Here is a 15,000-nt window from a genome sequence, read left to right as displayed (position 1 = left end):
CACGCAGAGCGGCATGCTCACGCGCAGTTCCGAAGGCGGCAGCGGCGAGAACGCCAACGCGCTGCGCTTCGAGGACAAGAAGGGCCAGGAGCAGGTGTGGCTGCATGCCGAGCGCAACCAGGACATCGAGGTCGAGCGCGACGAGACGCACTGGGTGGGGAACGACCGCAGCAAGACCATCGACCACGACGAGACCGTGCATGTGAAGCACGACCGCACCGAGACCGTCGACCACGACGAAACCATCACGGTGCACAACGACCGCACCGAGACGGTCGATGGCAACGAGACGATCACCATCCACAAGAACCGCACCGAGACCGTGGACCTCGACGAGACCATCACGGTGCACCAGAACCGCAGCGAGACGGTCGATCTCGACGAGACCATCTGCATCGGCATGAACCGCAGCGAGCAGGTGGGGCTCGACGAGACCATCGACATCGGCAAGCACCGCACCGTGACCATCGGCGGCGCGAAGATGGAGACCGTGGCGCTCGCCAAGGCCGAGACCATCGGCCTGGCCAAGGCGCTGACCATCGGCCTCGGCTACCAGGTCAGCGTGGGTGCGGCCATGAACACCAGCGTGGCGCTGATGCAGACCGAGCAGGTGGGGCAGTCCAAGCGCGTGGACGTGGGCCGGACGCTGACCCTGCAGGCCGGCGACCGCATCGAACTGGTGTGCGGCAGGAGTTCGCTGGTCATGACCTCGGATGGCGCGGTCAGCATCCACGGCGCGTCGTTCGATTTCACGGCCAGCGGCCCCGTGCAGATCAGCGGCAACGACATCGACCTCAACTGAGAAGCCGTGGCGTTTCGCAACCTCACGCCTTTCGACGCGATGTGCTTTCGCGCCGCGACGCCGAACGACCGCGAGTACCGCGTGGTTGCGATGAAGGTCGGCTACCGGCTCGTGCGCGGGCGTCACGGCCAGTGGCAGGCCGAGGTGAACGACCGTGACCCGGTGCCCCTGACGCTGGCCGACGCGTACTGGGGCGAGGAGGGCGCTTCGAGCCCGCGCGAGGAGAGCGACCTCGCACCCTTCAAGCCGCGCTGCGACGTGATCGTGAATGCCACGGCCCATGCGCCCGGCGGTGCGCCTGCGGCCGAATGGGAGGTGCGCGTGAAGGTGACGGCCGGCCGGCAGTGGCTGCAGCCGCCCGAGCCGCCCAGACCGGTGCACCCCGGTGCGCGGCTGACGCCGCGGCAGCAGGCCGCGTGGCATGCCGAGCAGCAGCGCGCCGAGGCCCTGGCCGCGCCGCGCGCGGTGCTCGACAAGCGGCTGTGCATCAGCGGCCCCTCGGTGCTCCATCTGCGCAACGGGCGCGAATGGACGCGCACGGCATCGCAGCCCATCGCGAGCCTGCCGGTGCGCTGGGAACATGCGCTCGGCGGCCGCAGCATCGTGCGCCGACCGGATGCGCAGGCAGACGCGCCACCGTGGCTCGACGAAGTCTGCTTCTCCAATCCGCTGGGCCGAGGCTGGATCGAGCAGCGCGAACTCGAACAGGCGCGCAGCGCAGGCCGACCCGCGATCGAACGCATCGCGGCGCCGCAGATCGAAGCGGCCGGAACCCGCATTGCGCAGCCGGTGATTGCGAGGCACGCGCGCGCCGGCCTCGATGCGCGCGCCATGGGCGAGACGGCCTGCAGCTACGGCGCGACGCCCGCCGGGCTGGGCGTGGTCGGCCGCGCCTGGGCGCCGCGGCTGGCGCTGGCCGGCACCTACGACGATGCCTGGCTGGCGCAGCGCCATCCGTGGCTGCCGACCGATTTCGACTTCGGCTACTGGAATGCCGCCCCGATCGACCAGCAGATCCCTTACCTGCCCCCCGATGCGCGCATCGCGCTCTGGAACCTGAGCGATCCCGCATCGACGCCCGACGGGCATTTGTCGGTCACGCTGCCGGGACACCGTGCGCTGGTGCTCGCCAGGCTCGACAACGGCGCGCTCCTGCCGCTGCCGATGGTCACCGACACGCTGCTCGTCGACGCCGAGGCCCTCACGCTGTCGCTGGTGCACCGTATCTGGATCCCGTCGGACGCGCCGGTGCGCGTCGTCGAGGCGCGCTTCGAGACCGATCCGCAGGCGCCGCTGGTGCGGCCCGTGCGTGCGGCATCAGGGGTGCATTGATGAGCGCGAACGTCGCGGCCCGCAAGGAAGGCAGCTGGCGCGTGGTGAGCCTCGCGCCCGACGTGTGCAAGACGCCGATGGGAAGCGCGGTGCCGCCCGTGCCATACCCGGTCACTGCGCAGCTGCAGACCACCACCGCGGTGGCGAACAGCGTGCGCGCCAACGGCCATCCGGTGGTGGTCTACGACATGAGCGTGGTGCCCACCACGCTCGGCGATGCGGCAGGCGTGGCCAAGGGCGTGAAGAGCGGCACCGTGCAGGGCAAGTGCTACCCCAAGGACCACAGCGGCACCGTGCGCGCCGAGGGCAAGCTGCTCGTGCGCCATGACGATCTGTTCTGGATGAACGGGAAGTAGGGCGCAGATGGCGGTCACCATCGACATCACACCGGCCTTCACCCGGCAGGTCGGCGGGGGCGGGCGGCTGGTCGGCTACAACCATGCCGACGCCGTGTCGATGCACTACTTTGCGTCCGAACTCGGCCCGGCGGAGCAGACATGGCATATGTCGCACGAGCAGTACGACGAACTCCGGGCCGCCCAGCCGACGCTCGAACTCCCCGAACTCAAGCCGCGCAAGCCGGGCACGAACGCCAACGGCAACACGCTCGGCGCCGTGGTCGGCGAAACGCCCTCGGCCGCCGCCAGCGCGAAGCAGGCCAACCCCGAGGTGAAGCCCGAGACGCCCAAGGAAGAGGGCTGGTGGAGCAGCTGGGGCAGTGCCGTGGTGCACACGGTGCTCGATGTCGGCGGCGTCATTCCGGTGGTGGGCATTTTCTCGGACGGCCTCAACGCGGGCATCTACGCGGCCGAAGGCGACATGACCAATGCCGCGATCTCGGGCGCGTCGGCCGCCGCCAACCTGATCCCGGGCGGCGGGGCCGCCACCAAGGCCGGCAAGCTGGCCTACCGCGGCGGCAAGATGGCGCTCGAGGCGGCCGAGAAGGAAGTGGCCGAGAAATTGCTGAAGGAGCGCCTCGAGAAAGAGGCCGCGGAAAGGCTGGCCAGGGAGAAGCTCGAGAAGGACACCGCGCGCAAGGCCGAACCTGGCGGCGGCGGTTCGAAGAAAAAGGATTCGCAGGTCAAGAAGAAGGTCAAGCCCAAGCCCAAGTGCGGGCAGAAGGGGCCCTACAAGGACCGCTCGCAACACGACAACGAAGGGATGAACTGGGACCACATCCCGTCGCAGAAGGCGCTGCTCGAGCGGGCCGCCGAGATCAAGGGCGCGCCGCTCACCAAGGCAGAGAAGGGCGCCATCGTCGACAGCGCGCCGACCATCGCGACGCCGACCGCGCTGCACCGCGACCACAGCGAGTCCTTCGGCGGGCGGCAGCACCAGAAGGTCGATGGCATCCGGCGCCCGACGCGGGATGCACAGGACTTGCAGCGCGCGGCGAAGGAGAACACCGACAAGATCCTCGAGCACATCGACAAGTACGACCCCGGCTGCAAGGGAAAGTACCGCGAGGCCGCCGAGGAGATCACCCGGATGACGCACGACGAATGGACCAAGTGGCTGAAGCAGGCCATGAAATCGGCTAGAAAGAAGTGACTGAAAGAAAGCACAGGAGCACACGCATGACACTGAACGACCTCTTGCCCTTCCTGGGACATTCCGAACTCGACGCGAACTTCGAGCAGCTCCTGAAATCCGCGGGCGCCAGCATGCAGTCGCTGTCGGCCAAGACGCTGCGCGCCGAAGGCTCCGACGCCATCGAGCTCAAGCCGCTGGGGCTCGAACTGGCGTTCTGGGAGCGCGAAGGCTATGAGCAGAAGATGGGCGCACCGAAGGACGCAGGCCAGGCGATCCTCGCGGCGGTGTTCGCCTACGGCCCGGGCGGCAAGCGCTTCAAGCCCTACACGGGGCCGATCCCCTTCGGCAGCGGCCCGATCGCCGGGCGCGAGGAGGCGCTGGCCGCATTCGGCCTGCCGGAGACGACCGAAGAGGACGACGATGTCGTCGAGTGGGACCAGTGGACCCGGGACGGGCTGCAGGTGCGCGCCACCTACAACGACGATGGTTCGCTGTGGAACCTCTCTTACTCGGTGCCCTTCAAATGACTGCCTGCGCGACGTGATGATCGACACCCCGGCGCACGCCTTCGACGCCGGCAGCCATCTGCTGGGCCACGCCTGGGAGAGCGAGCGGGTGCAGGCGCTGGTCGACGGCTGGGAACAACGCGAATGGATCGACCCTGAGGCACTGAAGCAGGCGCGGGCGGACCACCGCCTGTCGCTCATCAACCGCGCGCAGGGGATCTACCTGTTCTTCACCGATGCGGACAGCTATGCGGCGCGCTACGGCAAGCCGTTTAGCCAGGGCAGCCTCGTGCTGAGCCGGGTTTCGCTGCTGCTGCACGTCGGTTCGCCATGGACGCCGTATGCCGGAACCCTGCCGCTCGGGCTGCACGCGGACGACCGGGCCGGCGACGTATTGCAGCGACTCGGGCCGGCCGCGGACCTGTGGCGTGCCGGCGCGGAGGTCTCGAAGGCGCGCTGGTCGTCGCCCGAGGCCGAGATCGACGTGGGCTTCGAGCGCGGCACGGGCCGGCTCAGGCTCGTGACGATGGCACGGCCCGCGGTGGCGCCGCCGGTGTCCGCCGTCGCCGTGCCCTCGCCCGAACAGCTCGCCAGCCACTTCGGCCACCCGCTCGAACAACTGGCGGCGGATGCCGCCTTCGCGCCCTTTGCGCTGGGCAGCAAGGCGCGCGAGATCGCCGCGTACGGCGAGGCCGACTGTTCACGCGAGCTCGGCATCGAGCTCTACTTCAAGCACGGCGCCGAGATGGCCGATGCCGCGCCCTGCCTGAGCGGCGTGCGCTACCGTGCCGACCTCGATTTCCAAAGCAGCGGCTACACAGGTCCGCTGCCGTGGGGCCTGCGCATGAGCGACACGATGGATGTCGCGATGGCGAAGGCAGCATCGCGCCCGTTGAAGGAGGCGCTGGACGGCGACGACGGCTATCAGCTCTGGCGTACCGCGCTCTGCGACGTGCATGTGCTCTACAGCTTTCTGGAAGACCGGATCTACCGCGTCACCTTGCTGGCGCACGGATGCCATGACTAGAACCCCCGGGTCCGACGGCGAGAAGATCGCTCGTTTGCTGCAGCAGCTGCGCCTGCGCCGCATCGCTGCGGAGGCGCGGTTTTCCGACGACCTCATCGTCTGGCCGCCCAAGGGCGCCGCATCCGGCAGCGCCGAGCTGGCGGCGCTGGGCGCCATGCAGGGCGTGCCAGGCCGCGGTGCGCCCCGGATGGATCTCGTCAGGCAGCTCGACGGCGCGTCGGTGATGAAGGCCAACGCATCCGCCTTGCTCGCGCTGCGCCGGAACACGCCGGGCCTGCGGGTTGCGCCCGCCGCATGGGCCTACCTTCAATACACGCGGCCGCTCGGCGACGAACTGGACGCCAGTGCAATCCAGGTGGCGGCCGGCGCCAAGGTGCGGCGCTTCGAGTTGCGCCTTGCCGATCCGCAGGGCCATCCCGTGCCGGGCGTCCGGGTCAAGGCGCTCGTCGACTGGGACGGCGCGCACGTGCCTGGGGTGACCGACGCCCGCGGCATCGCCGCGCTCGGAATCCCGGTGCTCTATCCGCGCGTGGAAATGATCCTGGTCGAGCCGGAGCACACGCACTGGTCGGTCTTCGTGAAGGGATTCGACCGCGTCGCGGCACCGAAGCGCCTCGAGGTCCGTGCCATGCCGCTGGTGCCCGATGCGTTCCGGCTGCTGTCGCACTACGCGCCCTGGGCTCCGAAGGCGGGCGCCGGCGTCACCGTCGGCGTGATCGACAGCGGCGTCGGGCCGCATGCCGACATCGCCGTGGCGGGGGGCGGCTGCTTCGTCACCGGCGAAGACGCGGCAGACTTCCTCGACAACGGCATCGGGCATGGCACGCACGTCGCGGGCATCATCGCGGGCAGGATGGCCGCGGGAACCGGCATCCATGGCCTGGCGCCGGCCTGCCGGCTGCTGGCCTACCGCGTGTGCGCGAGGACCGGCGACCGCGGGCGCGCGAAATCGAGCGACATCGCCAGCGCGCTCGAACGCGCGATCAGCGACGGCTGCCACATCGTCAACATCAGCATGGGCAGCCTCGAGCCCATGCCGGAAATGCCCGACATTCTCGACAAGGCGCGCAACGCCGGCATGGCCGTGTTCGCGGCCACCGGCAACGACGGGCAATCGCTGCTGCGCTATCCGGCCCGGTACAGCCACACCCTGGGTGTCGGCGCGCTCGGCCGCGACGCGACCTTCCCGGCGGATTGCCCCGAGAGCTTCCAGGAGAGCGAGATCCGCCGCAAGAAGGAGTTCGTCGCGGAGTTTTCGAACCACGGGGTGTCGACCGATTTCATCGGCCCCGGCGTCGCCGTGCTGTCGGCGTTTCCCGGCGACCGGTACGCGATGATGTCGGGCACCTCGATGGCCACGCCGTTCACTTCGGGCATGGCGGCCCGTCTGTTGTCAGGGGATCCGAAGCTGCTTAACATGCCCCCGGGTTCTGAAAAGGCCGACGCCATCGTCCAGATGCTGTCGCAGGGCGCCCGCAAGGTGGGCTGGCCCGCCGAGTACGAAGGGTTCGGAGTTCTGAAGTGACAAGCGTGGTATTGACCTACATGGGCAGTCCAGACCGGCAATCGTCCGCCGAGGCGCGCCTGCGGCGCTGCGTGCCCGGCGCGGTCCTGACGCCCAAGACGGGCACCCTGGTCGAGGCCCAGGTCGACGATGCGCAACTGGCCGCACTCGAACGCAACCCCGAATGGGCCGTGTCCCGAGCGGCCTTTGCGGAAATCCGCAAACCTGTCTTCAATCTGAAAAACGCACGCGCCAAGCTCGGCAAGTAGCCGAGAGGCGCCCCCGGCCGATGGCGGCCACGGGTTTTTCGGAGAGAAGTTCCATGTCCGATGCAGACATCCAGGTCGTGAGCAGCTCCTGGGCGGGAATCCAGCGCGTGGCGACCACGCCCAAGCCGCTGGAATTCTTCAGGGGCCGGCGCGGCTACGCGCCCGATTTCCTTGGCAGCGACGCCAGTGTGGACCTGCCGTCGATCAACGATGTGATCGCGCTGGACGACATCGCAGCGCTCGAAGACGGCTCCATCGAGCTCAAGTACCAGCACTTCAGCACGGTGCAGTGCATCTCGCGGCGCATGCCGCTCTATTCCGCCTGCAATGTCGATGGCGCCACATCGAAGAACGTGCCGCGCCACGACACCTGGAACTACGACGGCCGCATCCGCAAGGACTACCAGATGCTGCGCGAGGCGTATGGGCCCGGACAGGACGGGAAGTTCTCCCGCGGCCACATGACGCGCCGGCAGGACCCGAACTGGGGCTCGCTCGCGACGGCGCAGCGCGCCAACATCGACACCTTCTTCGCGACCAATGCGTGCCCGCAGTGGCAGCCCTTCAATGAAGGGCTGTGGGGCGACCTGGAGGACTACATCCTCGGCAATGCCAAGGGCGACGACAAGCGCATCAGCGTCTTCACCGGGCCCGTGCTCCGACCGGACGATCCCGAGCGCTTCGGCATCCGGATCCCGCGCGATTTCTGGAAGGTGGTTGCCTTCCTCAGCGAGGCCACGGGCGAACTGACCGCCATCGCCTACGTGATGACCCAGGGCACCTACCTCGATGCGGGCGTCGCGCGCGACCTGGAGGACTTCGGCACCTCGCAGCGACCGCTTGCGTTCATCGAGGCGGAGATCGGGCTCCGGTTCGACAGCCTCCAGGGCCGCGACGTGCTCGACGGCGCTGACATCGCCTTCGTGCAGCCGATCCGGCGCTTCACCGACACCCGGCTCGCGGGCTGAGCTGCGCCGGCAGACGCCTGCGTGCCAACTCTGCAGTTGCCTGCGAGCGTGGGGCATCGCCTACAGCCCTTTGCGAATTCGCCCGGGTCCGCGCACCCGGGTGCTCCCGAGACTCGGGCTCTTCGTCAACCTTCAGGAGCCCGGCATGGCCACACTCAGTTCGAACACTTCCACCTCGCACGTGCAAGCCACGGGCTTCAATGCGCTCGACTGGATCGCATGGGCGCTCGTCGTCATCGGTGCGATCAACTGGGGCCTCGTGGGCGCATTCGGGTTCGACCTGGTCGCGGCCCTGCTTGGTGAGATGACGATGGCGAGCCGCATCGTCTATGTCCTCGTGGGCCTCTCGGGGCTCTATTGCATCAGCATTCCGTTTCGCAAGCGCGGCGTGCATTGAGTGGGCAGCGCAGCACCTGGCGAAACGGCCCGGCCGGGCCGGGTGTCAAAAGACGCACTGGAACGAAGCTGCCAGGTTGACGTCGCCCGTGCCCTTGTATTGCGGCCACTTCGGGTAGTCGCACAGCGGCCGGGTGCGCCCGGGCACGCCCGCGGTGTCGGTCGTGACCTGCGCGCTCGGCGCGCTGCCCTGCTCGGCCCAGGCCTCGAGCGCGGTCAGCGAGTCCCAGGTCGCGTTGAACACGCTGCTGATGGCATGGCCCAGGCCGGCCACTTCGTAGTAGCGCACGAAGGTATCGACCTCGGCCGGCCCCATCTGCGACTGCAGCCGCTGGTAGTACTGCTCGGTGGCGCGGGCGCTGACCAGCACGTCGGCGAGGCCGTGCGCGAGCAGCAGCTTGCCGCCGCGCGCCTTGAATGCCGAGATGTCGGTGCTCGCGTCGAGCTGCGTGCTCAGCGCGCTGATGCGGCTGGCCCACGGCCCCGGGTCTTCCGGATCGAGCGAGAGCGAATCGAAGCTCGGATCGCGCGTGACGGAATACTTGATCCACTGGTCGGTCAGCACGCTGATGTAGGGCGCGGTCGCGGGCATCGGGTTCGCGGGCTGCGTGGTGCCGAAGGCCAGGAAGGTCACGACCGGCTCGAGCGGCGAGGTCCAGGTGGTGATGCCGGGATCGGCGCCCCAGATGTTGTAGCCCGGGTACTGGGTCTCGCCGCTCGCTAGCGGAAAGCGGAACTGGGTCGCGGTGTCGATGCTCTTCATCGCGGCGATCTGCGCATCGGACAGGCAGCTGTCGCCGAGCTCGGCGCCGCCCGCGCAGCGCAGGGGCGCGCCCTTGACCATGGCGGTGGCCGGATCGAAGCGCGCATTGCACAGCGTCTGGTGGCTGATGAGCCCGTCGGCCACGCCGTCGAGCGCGTCGCAGGCTTCCATCGCGGCGTTGTAGAGCAGTTCGCGCTTGGCCGAATTCGGGTATGCGCCGGGCTGCGCGAGCGCGCGGCTCATGCGGTGGCCGCCGAGCAGCGCGGCGGCATCGTTCCAAGCCGGGTACCAGGCGATGGCGCCGTCCCAGTCGGCGGGCCAGCGCTGGACTGCGGTGACCGCCTCGCGCCCGCCCGTCGAGCCGCCCGCGAAGTAGGCCTTGCGCGGGCGCTCGGCGTAGCGCGCCTCGACGATCGCGAGAGCGGTGTCGTGCGTCTTCTTGAGCGCATCGCCGCCGAAGTTGCGCACGGCCTCATCGTTGAGGCCGAAGCGGCCGTCCTGCGAGCCGAGCGCATTGGCCTGGTGACCCGAGTCGCTCGCGAAGGTGGCATAGCCGCGGCCCAGCGGCGTGGGCCGGTCGACAGGGCCGTTGGACACGTTGCCCTTGACGTTGGGAATACTGCCGTTGAAGCCGCCGCCGCCGAGCATCATGACCTTCTGGTTCCAGGCCGTGGGCAGCGCGACCGCAAAGCGGATGTCGGGCGCGGTGGCATCGATCGGCGCGATCTTGCCCGCGACCTCGCAGTGTTCGGGCACGGCCGCTGCGCCGGTGCCGCTGGCGGCGACCGTCTTTGCGGCCGTGACGGTGGCGCCCATGGTGGGCAGGCCGATCGCCGATGCGGGCACGGCCATGCCGACCAATTGCTCGCAGGTGAGCGCAGCGCTGGGTGGTGGGGGCGCGGGCGGTGGTGGGGCAGGCTGTCCGGCCGAAGGCGGGGGCAGGAACGGAAAGCCGCTGCCGCCGCCACTCCCGCCGCCGCAAGCGACGAGCGTGGCGCTCACGGCGAGGCAGGCAGCGACGGTCAGGGCGAAATCTCGATGGCTGGATGTCATAGGTCTCCGATGTCGTTCGTTGTGGATGCGTGCGTCCCCAAGGGACTGCCGCAGTCTCCCGCGCCGCCCGGCGCTTGCCAATGTGCGGGCCCGACATTGCATCGGGCCGCCGTGTGTGTGCGCAGGATGCCGCGTAAACCCTGATTAGTGCGGCAGCGGCACCGCGAAGCCAGCCTTGGCCAGCTCGTGCTGGTACTGCTCGAAGCCGGTGCCGGGCACGCGCTCGCCGCGGCGCTCGCAGACTTCGTTCATGCGCGCGACGACCTGCTCGGCCACGCCGGTGGAGCCGTCGACGAAGATGCCTTCGGTCATGGTGACGTGCGCGCTCTCGAAGCTGCCGGCGCCCGCGAGCAGGATGGTTCGCGTGGGCGCGTCGTCGCCCACCAGCGCCACCAGCGCGGGGCTCACATAGGCCGGCTGCAGCCGCGCCAGCGCTTCGGGCGGCAGCACGCCCTCGGTCATGGCGGTGGCGGCGGTGGGCGCGAGACAGTTCACGTGCACGCCGTGGCGCGCGCCCTCGAGCGCGAGCGTCTGCATGAGCCCGACGAGCGCCATCTTGGCCGCGCTGTAGTTCGACTGGCCGAAGTTGCCGTACAGGCCCGAGGACGAGGTCGTCATCACGATGCGGCCATGGCGTTGCGCGCGCATGGTTTCCCACACGGCCTTGGTGCAGTGCACGCTGCCCATCAGGTGCACGTCCATCACCAGCCGGAAATCGTCGAGCGACATCTTCGAGAAGCTGCGGTCGCGCAGCACGCCCGCGTTGTTGACGAGGATGTCGATGCGGCCCCATGCCTCGACGGTGCGCGCGGCCATGGCTTGCATGGCGGCGAAGTCGGTCACGTCGCCGCCGTCGGCCGTGGCGGCGCCGCCGGCGCGTGCGATCTCTTCGACCACGGCCTGCGCAGGCGAGCCCGGGTGGACGCCCGCGACGTCGTTGACCACGACGCGCGCGCCGTGCTGCGCGAGTGCGAGCGCATGCGCGCGGCCCAGGCCGCTGCCGGCCCCGGTGACGATGGCCACGCGGCCGTCCAATAGCTTCTTCATGGATGCTCCTGATCGAGGGGAATGGAAATGAGCCGTCGTCAGAACGCGACCGCGTCGCGCCCCTTGAGGCCGAGCATGGCGCGCGCCTCGTCGGGCGTCGCGATCTCGAGCGAGAGTTCCTCGAGGATGCGGCGGATCTTGCGCACCTGCTCGGCGCACGACCGCGCGAGCTGGCCCTTGGCGATGTAGAGGCTGTCCTCGAGGCCCACGCGCACGTTGCCGCCCATCACCGCGCCCATCGTCAGGAGCGGCATCTGGTGGCGGCCCGCGCCGAGGATCGAGAAGCGGTAGCCGTCGCGGCCGAACAGCCGGTCGGCGGTGCTGCGCATCGTCACCAGGTTCTCTGGGTCGGGGCCGAGCCCGCCGAGGATGCCGTAGATGCTCTGGATGAAGAGCGGCCCCTTGACCAGCCCCTCGTCGACGAAGTGCGCGAGGTTGTAGAGATGGCCCACGTCGTAGCACTCGAACTCGAAGCGGGTGCCGCACTCGTCGCCGAGCACGCGCAGGATGTGCTTGATGTCGCGGAAGGTGTTGCGGAAGATCAGGTCTTCCATGCCCTCGACGTAGGGCTGCTCCCAGTCGTGCTTCCAGGCCGCGACGCGCCGCGCCGCCGGATGGATCGAGAAGTTCATCGACCCCATGTTGAGCGAGCACATCTCGGGCCTGGCCTGAAGCGGGTAGGCCAGGCGCTCCTCGAGCGTCATGCGGGTGCTGCCGCCGGTGGTGATGTTGATCACCGCGTCGGTCGCGGCCTTGATGCGCGGCACGAACTGGTCGAACACCTTCGGGTCGGCCGACGGGCGCCCGTCCCGCGGGTCGCGCGCATGCAGGTGCAGGATCGCAGCGCCTGCCTCGGCGGCTTCGATCGACTGCGCGGCGATCTGGTCGGGCGTGAGCGCCAGGTGCTCGGACATGGTCGGCGTGTGGACCGAGCCCGTGACCGCGCAGGAGATGATGACCTTGTCTTGGGTTCTTGCCATGGGGTGTTGTCGATGAATCTGAGGGAGCGAAGAAGCGGCGTGCGGGCTTCAGACCGCGAGCCAGTCGGCCACGAGCTGCCGGTCCGAGGTCAGCGCCTCGGGCGTGCCCTCGAAGACGATGCGGCCGTGGCCCATGACGCACACGCGCGTCGAGACCTTGAGCGCGATGGCGAGCTTCTGCTCGACCAGCACCACCGACAGGCCCTTGCGGTGCATGTCGGCGATGCACTCGCCCACCTGCGCCACGATCTTGGGCGCGAGACCCTCGGTGGGCTCGTCGATCAGCATCAGCTGCGGATTGCCGAGCAGCGAGCGGCAGATGGTGAGCATCTGCTGCTCGCCGCCCGACATGCTGCCGGCCTTGATGTTGCGCCGTTCCTTGAGCCGCGGGAAGTAGTCGAACATCTGCGTGATGCTCCAGCGGTGCGCCCCGGCCGTGGGCGGCTGCTCGCCCATGCGCAGGTTCTCGTCGACCGTGAGGTTCGCGAACACCTCGCGCTCCTCGGGCACGTAGCCGATGCCCGCGCGGCAGACCGCGTAGGGCCGCGCGCCGGCGAGCTCGCGGCCCGCGAGCCGGACGCTGCCGGACGTTGGCGCGGCCAGGCCCATGATGGCCTTCAGCGTGGTGGAGCGCCCGGTGCCGTTGCGGCCCAGCAGGCTGATCACCTCGTTGCGCGCGACGTGCAGGTCGACACCGTTCAGCACGTGGCTCTTGCCGTAGTGGACGTGCAGGTCGCGCACCGCGAGCAGCGCGTCGGGGACAGGCGCGGAAGGCGTGCTCATGCCGCCACCTCCTCGCCGAGATACGCTTCCTTCACGCGCGCGTCGGCGCGGATCTCGGCCGGCGTACCCGTCGCGATCACCTGGCCGTACACCAGCACGCTGATGCGGTCGGCGAGCGCGAACACCACGTCCATGTCGTGCTCCACGATCATCAGCGCGCGGCCCTTCGTCACCTCGCGGATCAGCTCGGCCGTGTAGTGCGTCTCTTCGCTCGACATGCCGGCCATCGGCTCGTCGAGCAGCACCACCTTGGGGTCGGAGGCCAGCGTCATCGCGATCTCGAGCGAGCGCTGCTCGGAGTAGGCCATCTCGCCCGCGGTCGTCGCGGCGCGGGCAGTGAGCCGCACTAGTTCGAGCAGGCGCTCGGTCTCGGAACGGATCGCGAGGTGGGCGTCGATGAACTGCCAGAAGACGTACTGCAGCCCGTGGCGGCGCATGACCGCGAGGCGGATGTTCTCGTACACGCTGAGCTTCGGAAAGATGTTGGTGATCTGGAACGAGCGCGCAATGCCGAGCCGGTTGATCGCCTGCGGCGTGCGCCCGCCGATCTGCTGGCCGTCGAACACGATCTCGCCGGCGGTCGGCGCGAGGTGGCCCGAGACCAGGTGGAACAGCGTCGACTTTCCCGCGCCGTTGGGGCCGATCAGCGCATGCCGCTCGGCAGGCCACAGGTCAAGGTTGACGCCGCGCATGATCTCGGTCGGGCCGAAGGACTTGCGCAGGTTGCGGATGCTGAGAATCGCGTCGTCGCTCATGCGAGGCCCCCGGTTTGCGCGCCCAGGGCTTGGGACGGCGCCGCGGCGGACTCCGCTTGCGCCAGCGCCCGGAAGCGCAGCCGGGCCATCTGCGCGAGCAGCGCGCCGACGGCGGCCAGGCCGAGCGGCACGGCCCAGGTCGCGGCCGAAGCCGGTGCCCAGGCGCGGCCCAGGTACTGGATCGGCGGCCAACCCTGGCCGGGGTTCAGGTTGGCGAGCGCACGGTAGTCCTGCGAGAACGCGCGCTGCAGCATCTCGATCGAGAAGGTGGCGCCCGCGGCCACCAGCAGCGCCGCGCCGAGCGACAGCAGCGCGAACGGCAGCAGCCGGCCCCATCCGAAGCGCTGGCGCAGGTGTGCGGTGTTGCCGACCAGGCCCGCCAAACCCGAAGGCATGAACAGCATCACCCCCACGAAAAGGATGCCCTGGTAGAGCAGCCACGAGCGCGTGAGGTCCGACACCGCATAGCCGAAGAAGGTCATGAGCGCCGCGCCGAAGGCCGGGCCCAGGAACACCTTGACCCCGCCGATGTAGGTATTGAGCACCACCGCGGCCGACAGCGCGGGGTCGAACACCACGTAGTTCGCCGATTCGTTGGACAGCACCTGCAGGCCGCCGGCGATGCCCGAGAACATCGCCGAGATCGCGAACACCCCGGTGCCCAGGCCGTGCACGTTGTAGCCGAGGAAGCGCAGCCGGTGGCTGTTCTCGCGCAGCCCGTAGGTGAGCCGGCCGAGCGGCGTGCGCGTGTAGAGGTAGAGCAGCGCGAGCGACAGCAGCACCCAGCCGAGCGTCAGGTAGTAGACCTGCGTCGTCGAGCCGAAGTCCAGGCCCCAGGCCGGCATGCGCATGGTCGACATGCCGGCCTCGCCGCCGAACAGCCCCTTGAGGTGCGGCGCGAGCGAATGCACCAACTCGGCGATGGCGAGCGTAATCATCGCGAAGTAGGTGCCGCTGCGCTGGGTGGCGAACCAGCCGGCCACGGTGCCGAAGGCGAGCCCGCAGACCGCGCCGGCCAGAGGCATCAGTGGGGTCGGCAGCAGCCCGGCGCCGCCGATCCCGTTCATCGCGTGCACCGTGCCGAACGCGCCGACCCCGAAATAGGCCGCGTGGCCGAACGACAGCATGCCGGCCTGTCCGCACAGCAGGTTGTAGGCGCTCGCGAACAGCGCGGCGATCAGCATCTGCACGGCTGCGTTGAGCAGTCCCTGCGAGAGCAGGAATGGCAGGGCGGCCAGCAGCGCGACACCGGCCGCGACGAGGGCGAAGGCGGTCTTCATCG

The 15,000-nt window shown here is 69.3% G+C and carries 16 protein-coding genes; 10 read left to right on the top strand and 6 right to left on the bottom strand.

The genetic code is table 11. From position 1 onward, the window contains the following. From AC3A6J_RS26430 to AC3A6J_RS26385, 10 genes are all read left to right on the top strand, one after another. Positions 1 to 802, top strand: an 802-nt coding sequence (locus AC3A6J_RS26430) for a bacteriophage T4 gp5 trimerization domain-containing protein (RefSeq protein WP_487862983.1), incomplete at its 5' end; no start/stop codon positions are given. A 6-nt stretch (positions 803 to 808) separates the two neighbouring features. After that, positions 809 to 2,134 carry a DUF2169 family type VI secretion system accessory protein gene (locus tag AC3A6J_RS26425; RefSeq protein WP_487862982.1) on the top strand — a complete coding sequence of 442 codons (1,326 nt, stop codon included), beginning with the start codon at positions 809 to 811 and terminating at the stop codon, positions 2,132 to 2,134. After that, the gene (locus AC3A6J_RS26420; protein ID WP_487862981.1) at positions 2,134 to 2,490 is read left to right on the top strand and encodes a DUF4150 domain-containing protein; all 357 of its coding nucleotides are present in this window, start codon (positions 2,134 to 2,136) and stop codon (positions 2,488 to 2,490) included. Before AC3A6J_RS26425 ends, AC3A6J_RS26420 begins: the two co-directional genes overlap by 1 nt. A gap of 7 nt (positions 2,491 to 2,497) precedes the next feature. Next, positions 2,498 to 3,685, top strand: coding sequence for a hypothetical protein (locus tag AC3A6J_RS26415; protein WP_487862980.1), 1,188 nt, complete (start codon positions 2,498 to 2,500; stop codon positions 3,683 to 3,685). A gap of 26 nt (positions 3,686 to 3,711) precedes the next feature. Next, positions 3,712 to 4,194: a hypothetical protein gene (locus tag AC3A6J_RS26410; protein WP_487862979.1), complete on the top strand. Its 483-nt coding sequence runs from the start codon at positions 3,712 to 3,714 to the stop codon at positions 4,192 to 4,194. 16 nt (positions 4,195 to 4,210) lie between these two features. Continuing rightward, positions 4,211 to 5,200, top strand: a complete 990-nt coding sequence (locus AC3A6J_RS26405) for a hypothetical protein (protein WP_487862978.1) — start codon at positions 4,211 to 4,213, stop codon at positions 5,198 to 5,200. After that, a complete protein-coding gene (locus tag AC3A6J_RS26400) occupies positions 5,193 to 6,725 on the top strand; it encodes a S8 family serine peptidase (protein ID WP_487862977.1) in 1,533 nt (510 codons plus the stop codon). Before AC3A6J_RS26405 ends, AC3A6J_RS26400 begins: the two co-directional genes overlap by 8 nt. 11 nt (positions 6,726 to 6,736) lie before the next feature. Continuing rightward, positions 6,737 to 6,973, top strand: coding sequence for a hypothetical protein (locus AC3A6J_RS26395; protein ID WP_487862976.1), 237 nt, complete (start codon positions 6,737 to 6,739; stop codon positions 6,971 to 6,973). 53 nt (positions 6,974 to 7,026) lie between these two features. Next, positions 7,027 to 7,941: a DNA/RNA non-specific endonuclease gene (locus AC3A6J_RS26390; protein WP_487862975.1), complete on the top strand. Its 915-nt coding sequence runs from the start codon at positions 7,027 to 7,029 to the stop codon at positions 7,939 to 7,941. 145 nt (positions 7,942 to 8,086) lie between these two features. Next, on the top strand, positions 8,087 to 8,338 hold the full coding sequence (locus tag AC3A6J_RS26385; protein ID WP_487862974.1) for a DUF378 domain-containing protein: 252 nt from the start codon (positions 8,087 to 8,089) through the stop codon (positions 8,336 to 8,338). A gap of 45 nt (positions 8,339 to 8,383) precedes the next feature. On the opposite strand, the gene AC3A6J_RS26380 is transcribed toward AC3A6J_RS26385, so the two are convergent. From AC3A6J_RS26380 to AC3A6J_RS26355, 6 genes are all read right to left on the bottom strand, one after another. Continuing rightward, positions 8,384 to 10,153, bottom strand: coding sequence for a tannase/feruloyl esterase family alpha/beta hydrolase (locus tag AC3A6J_RS26380; RefSeq protein WP_487862973.1), 1,770 nt, complete (start codon positions 10,151 to 10,153; stop codon positions 8,384 to 8,386). A gap of 144 nt (positions 10,154 to 10,297) precedes the next feature. Next, positions 10,298 to 11,200 carry an SDR family NAD(P)-dependent oxidoreductase gene (locus AC3A6J_RS26375; RefSeq protein WP_487862972.1) on the bottom strand — a complete coding sequence of 301 codons (903 nt, stop codon included), beginning with the start codon at positions 11,198 to 11,200 and terminating at the stop codon, positions 10,298 to 10,300. A gap of 38 nt (positions 11,201 to 11,238) precedes the next feature. Then, positions 11,239 to 12,180, bottom strand: coding sequence for a 3,5-dioxohexanoate:acetyl-CoA acetone transferase (gene kce / locus AC3A6J_RS26370; protein WP_487862971.1), 942 nt, complete (start codon positions 12,178 to 12,180; stop codon positions 11,239 to 11,241). 48 nt (positions 12,181 to 12,228) lie between these two features. Continuing rightward, complete coding sequence (locus AC3A6J_RS26365; protein WP_487862970.1) at positions 12,229 to 12,963, bottom strand: ABC transporter ATP-binding protein; 735 nt, start codon at positions 12,961 to 12,963, stop codon at positions 12,229 to 12,231. Next, positions 12,960 to 13,718 carry an ABC transporter ATP-binding protein gene (locus AC3A6J_RS26360; RefSeq protein WP_487862969.1) on the bottom strand — a complete coding sequence of 253 codons (759 nt, stop codon included), beginning with the start codon at positions 13,716 to 13,718 and terminating at the stop codon, positions 12,960 to 12,962. The genes AC3A6J_RS26365 and AC3A6J_RS26360 overlap by 4 nt, the downstream gene beginning before the upstream one ends. Continuing rightward, the gene (locus tag AC3A6J_RS26355; RefSeq protein WP_487862968.1) at positions 13,715 to 14,998 is read right to left on the bottom strand and encodes a branched-chain amino acid ABC transporter permease; all 1,284 of its coding nucleotides are present in this window, start codon (positions 14,996 to 14,998) and stop codon (positions 13,715 to 13,717) included. Before AC3A6J_RS26355 ends, AC3A6J_RS26360 begins: the two co-directional genes overlap by 4 nt. Positions 14,999 to 15,000: the final 2 nt, after the last annotated feature.

Source organism: Variovorax sp. Soil_C_39 (assembly GCF_057656815.1).
This window is presented reverse-complemented; position numbering and strand designations above follow the sequence as displayed.

What these genes read in the sequence shown, in the direction of transcription:
- AC3A6J_RS26415 (WP_487862980.1), top strand. Translation starts at nt 2,498, where the DNA reads ATGGCGGTCACCATCGACATCACACCGGCCTTCACCCGGCAGGTCGGC.
- AC3A6J_RS26410 (WP_487862979.1), top strand. Translation starts at nt 3,712, where the DNA reads ATGACACTGAACGACCTCTTGCCCTTCCTGGGACATTCCGAACTCGAC.
- AC3A6J_RS26400 (WP_487862977.1), top strand. Translation starts at nt 5,193, where the DNA reads ATGACTAGAACCCCCGGGTCCGACGGCGAGAAGATCGCTCGTTTGCTG.
- AC3A6J_RS26390 (WP_487862975.1), top strand. Translation starts at nt 7,027, where the DNA reads ATGTCCGATGCAGACATCCAGGTCGTGAGCAGCTCCTGGGCGGGAATC.
- AC3A6J_RS26385 (WP_487862974.1), top strand. Translation starts at nt 8,087, where the DNA reads ATGGCCACACTCAGTTCGAACACTTCCACCTCGCACGTGCAAGCCACG.
- AC3A6J_RS26365 (WP_487862970.1), bottom strand. Translation starts at nt 12,963, where the DNA reads ATGAGCACGCCTTCCGCGCCTGTCCCCGACGCGCTGCTCGCGGTGCGC.
- AC3A6J_RS26420 (WP_487862981.1), top strand. Translation starts at nt 2,134, where the DNA reads ATGAGCGCGAACGTCGCGGCCCGCAAGGAAGGCAGCTGGCGCGTGGTG.
- kce (WP_487862971.1), bottom strand. Translation starts at nt 12,180, where the DNA reads ATGGCAAGAACCCAAGACAAGGTCATCATCTCCTGCGCGGTCACGGGC.
- AC3A6J_RS26360 (WP_487862969.1), bottom strand. Translation starts at nt 13,718, where the DNA reads ATGAGCGACGACGCGATTCTCAGCATCCGCAACCTGCGCAAGTCCTTC.
- AC3A6J_RS26355 (WP_487862968.1), bottom strand. Translation starts at nt 14,998, where the DNA reads ATGAAGACCGCCTTCGCCCTCGTCGCGGCCGGTGTCGCGCTGCTGGCC.
- AC3A6J_RS26405 (WP_487862978.1), top strand. Translation starts at nt 4,211, where the DNA reads ATGATCGACACCCCGGCGCACGCCTTCGACGCCGGCAGCCATCTGCTG.
- AC3A6J_RS26375 (WP_487862972.1), bottom strand. Translation starts at nt 11,200, where the DNA reads ATGAAGAAGCTATTGGACGGCCGCGTGGCCATCGTCACCGGGGCCGGC.
- AC3A6J_RS26380 (WP_487862973.1), bottom strand. Translation starts at nt 10,153, where the DNA reads ATGACATCCAGCCATCGAGATTTCGCCCTGACCGTCGCTGCCTGCCTC.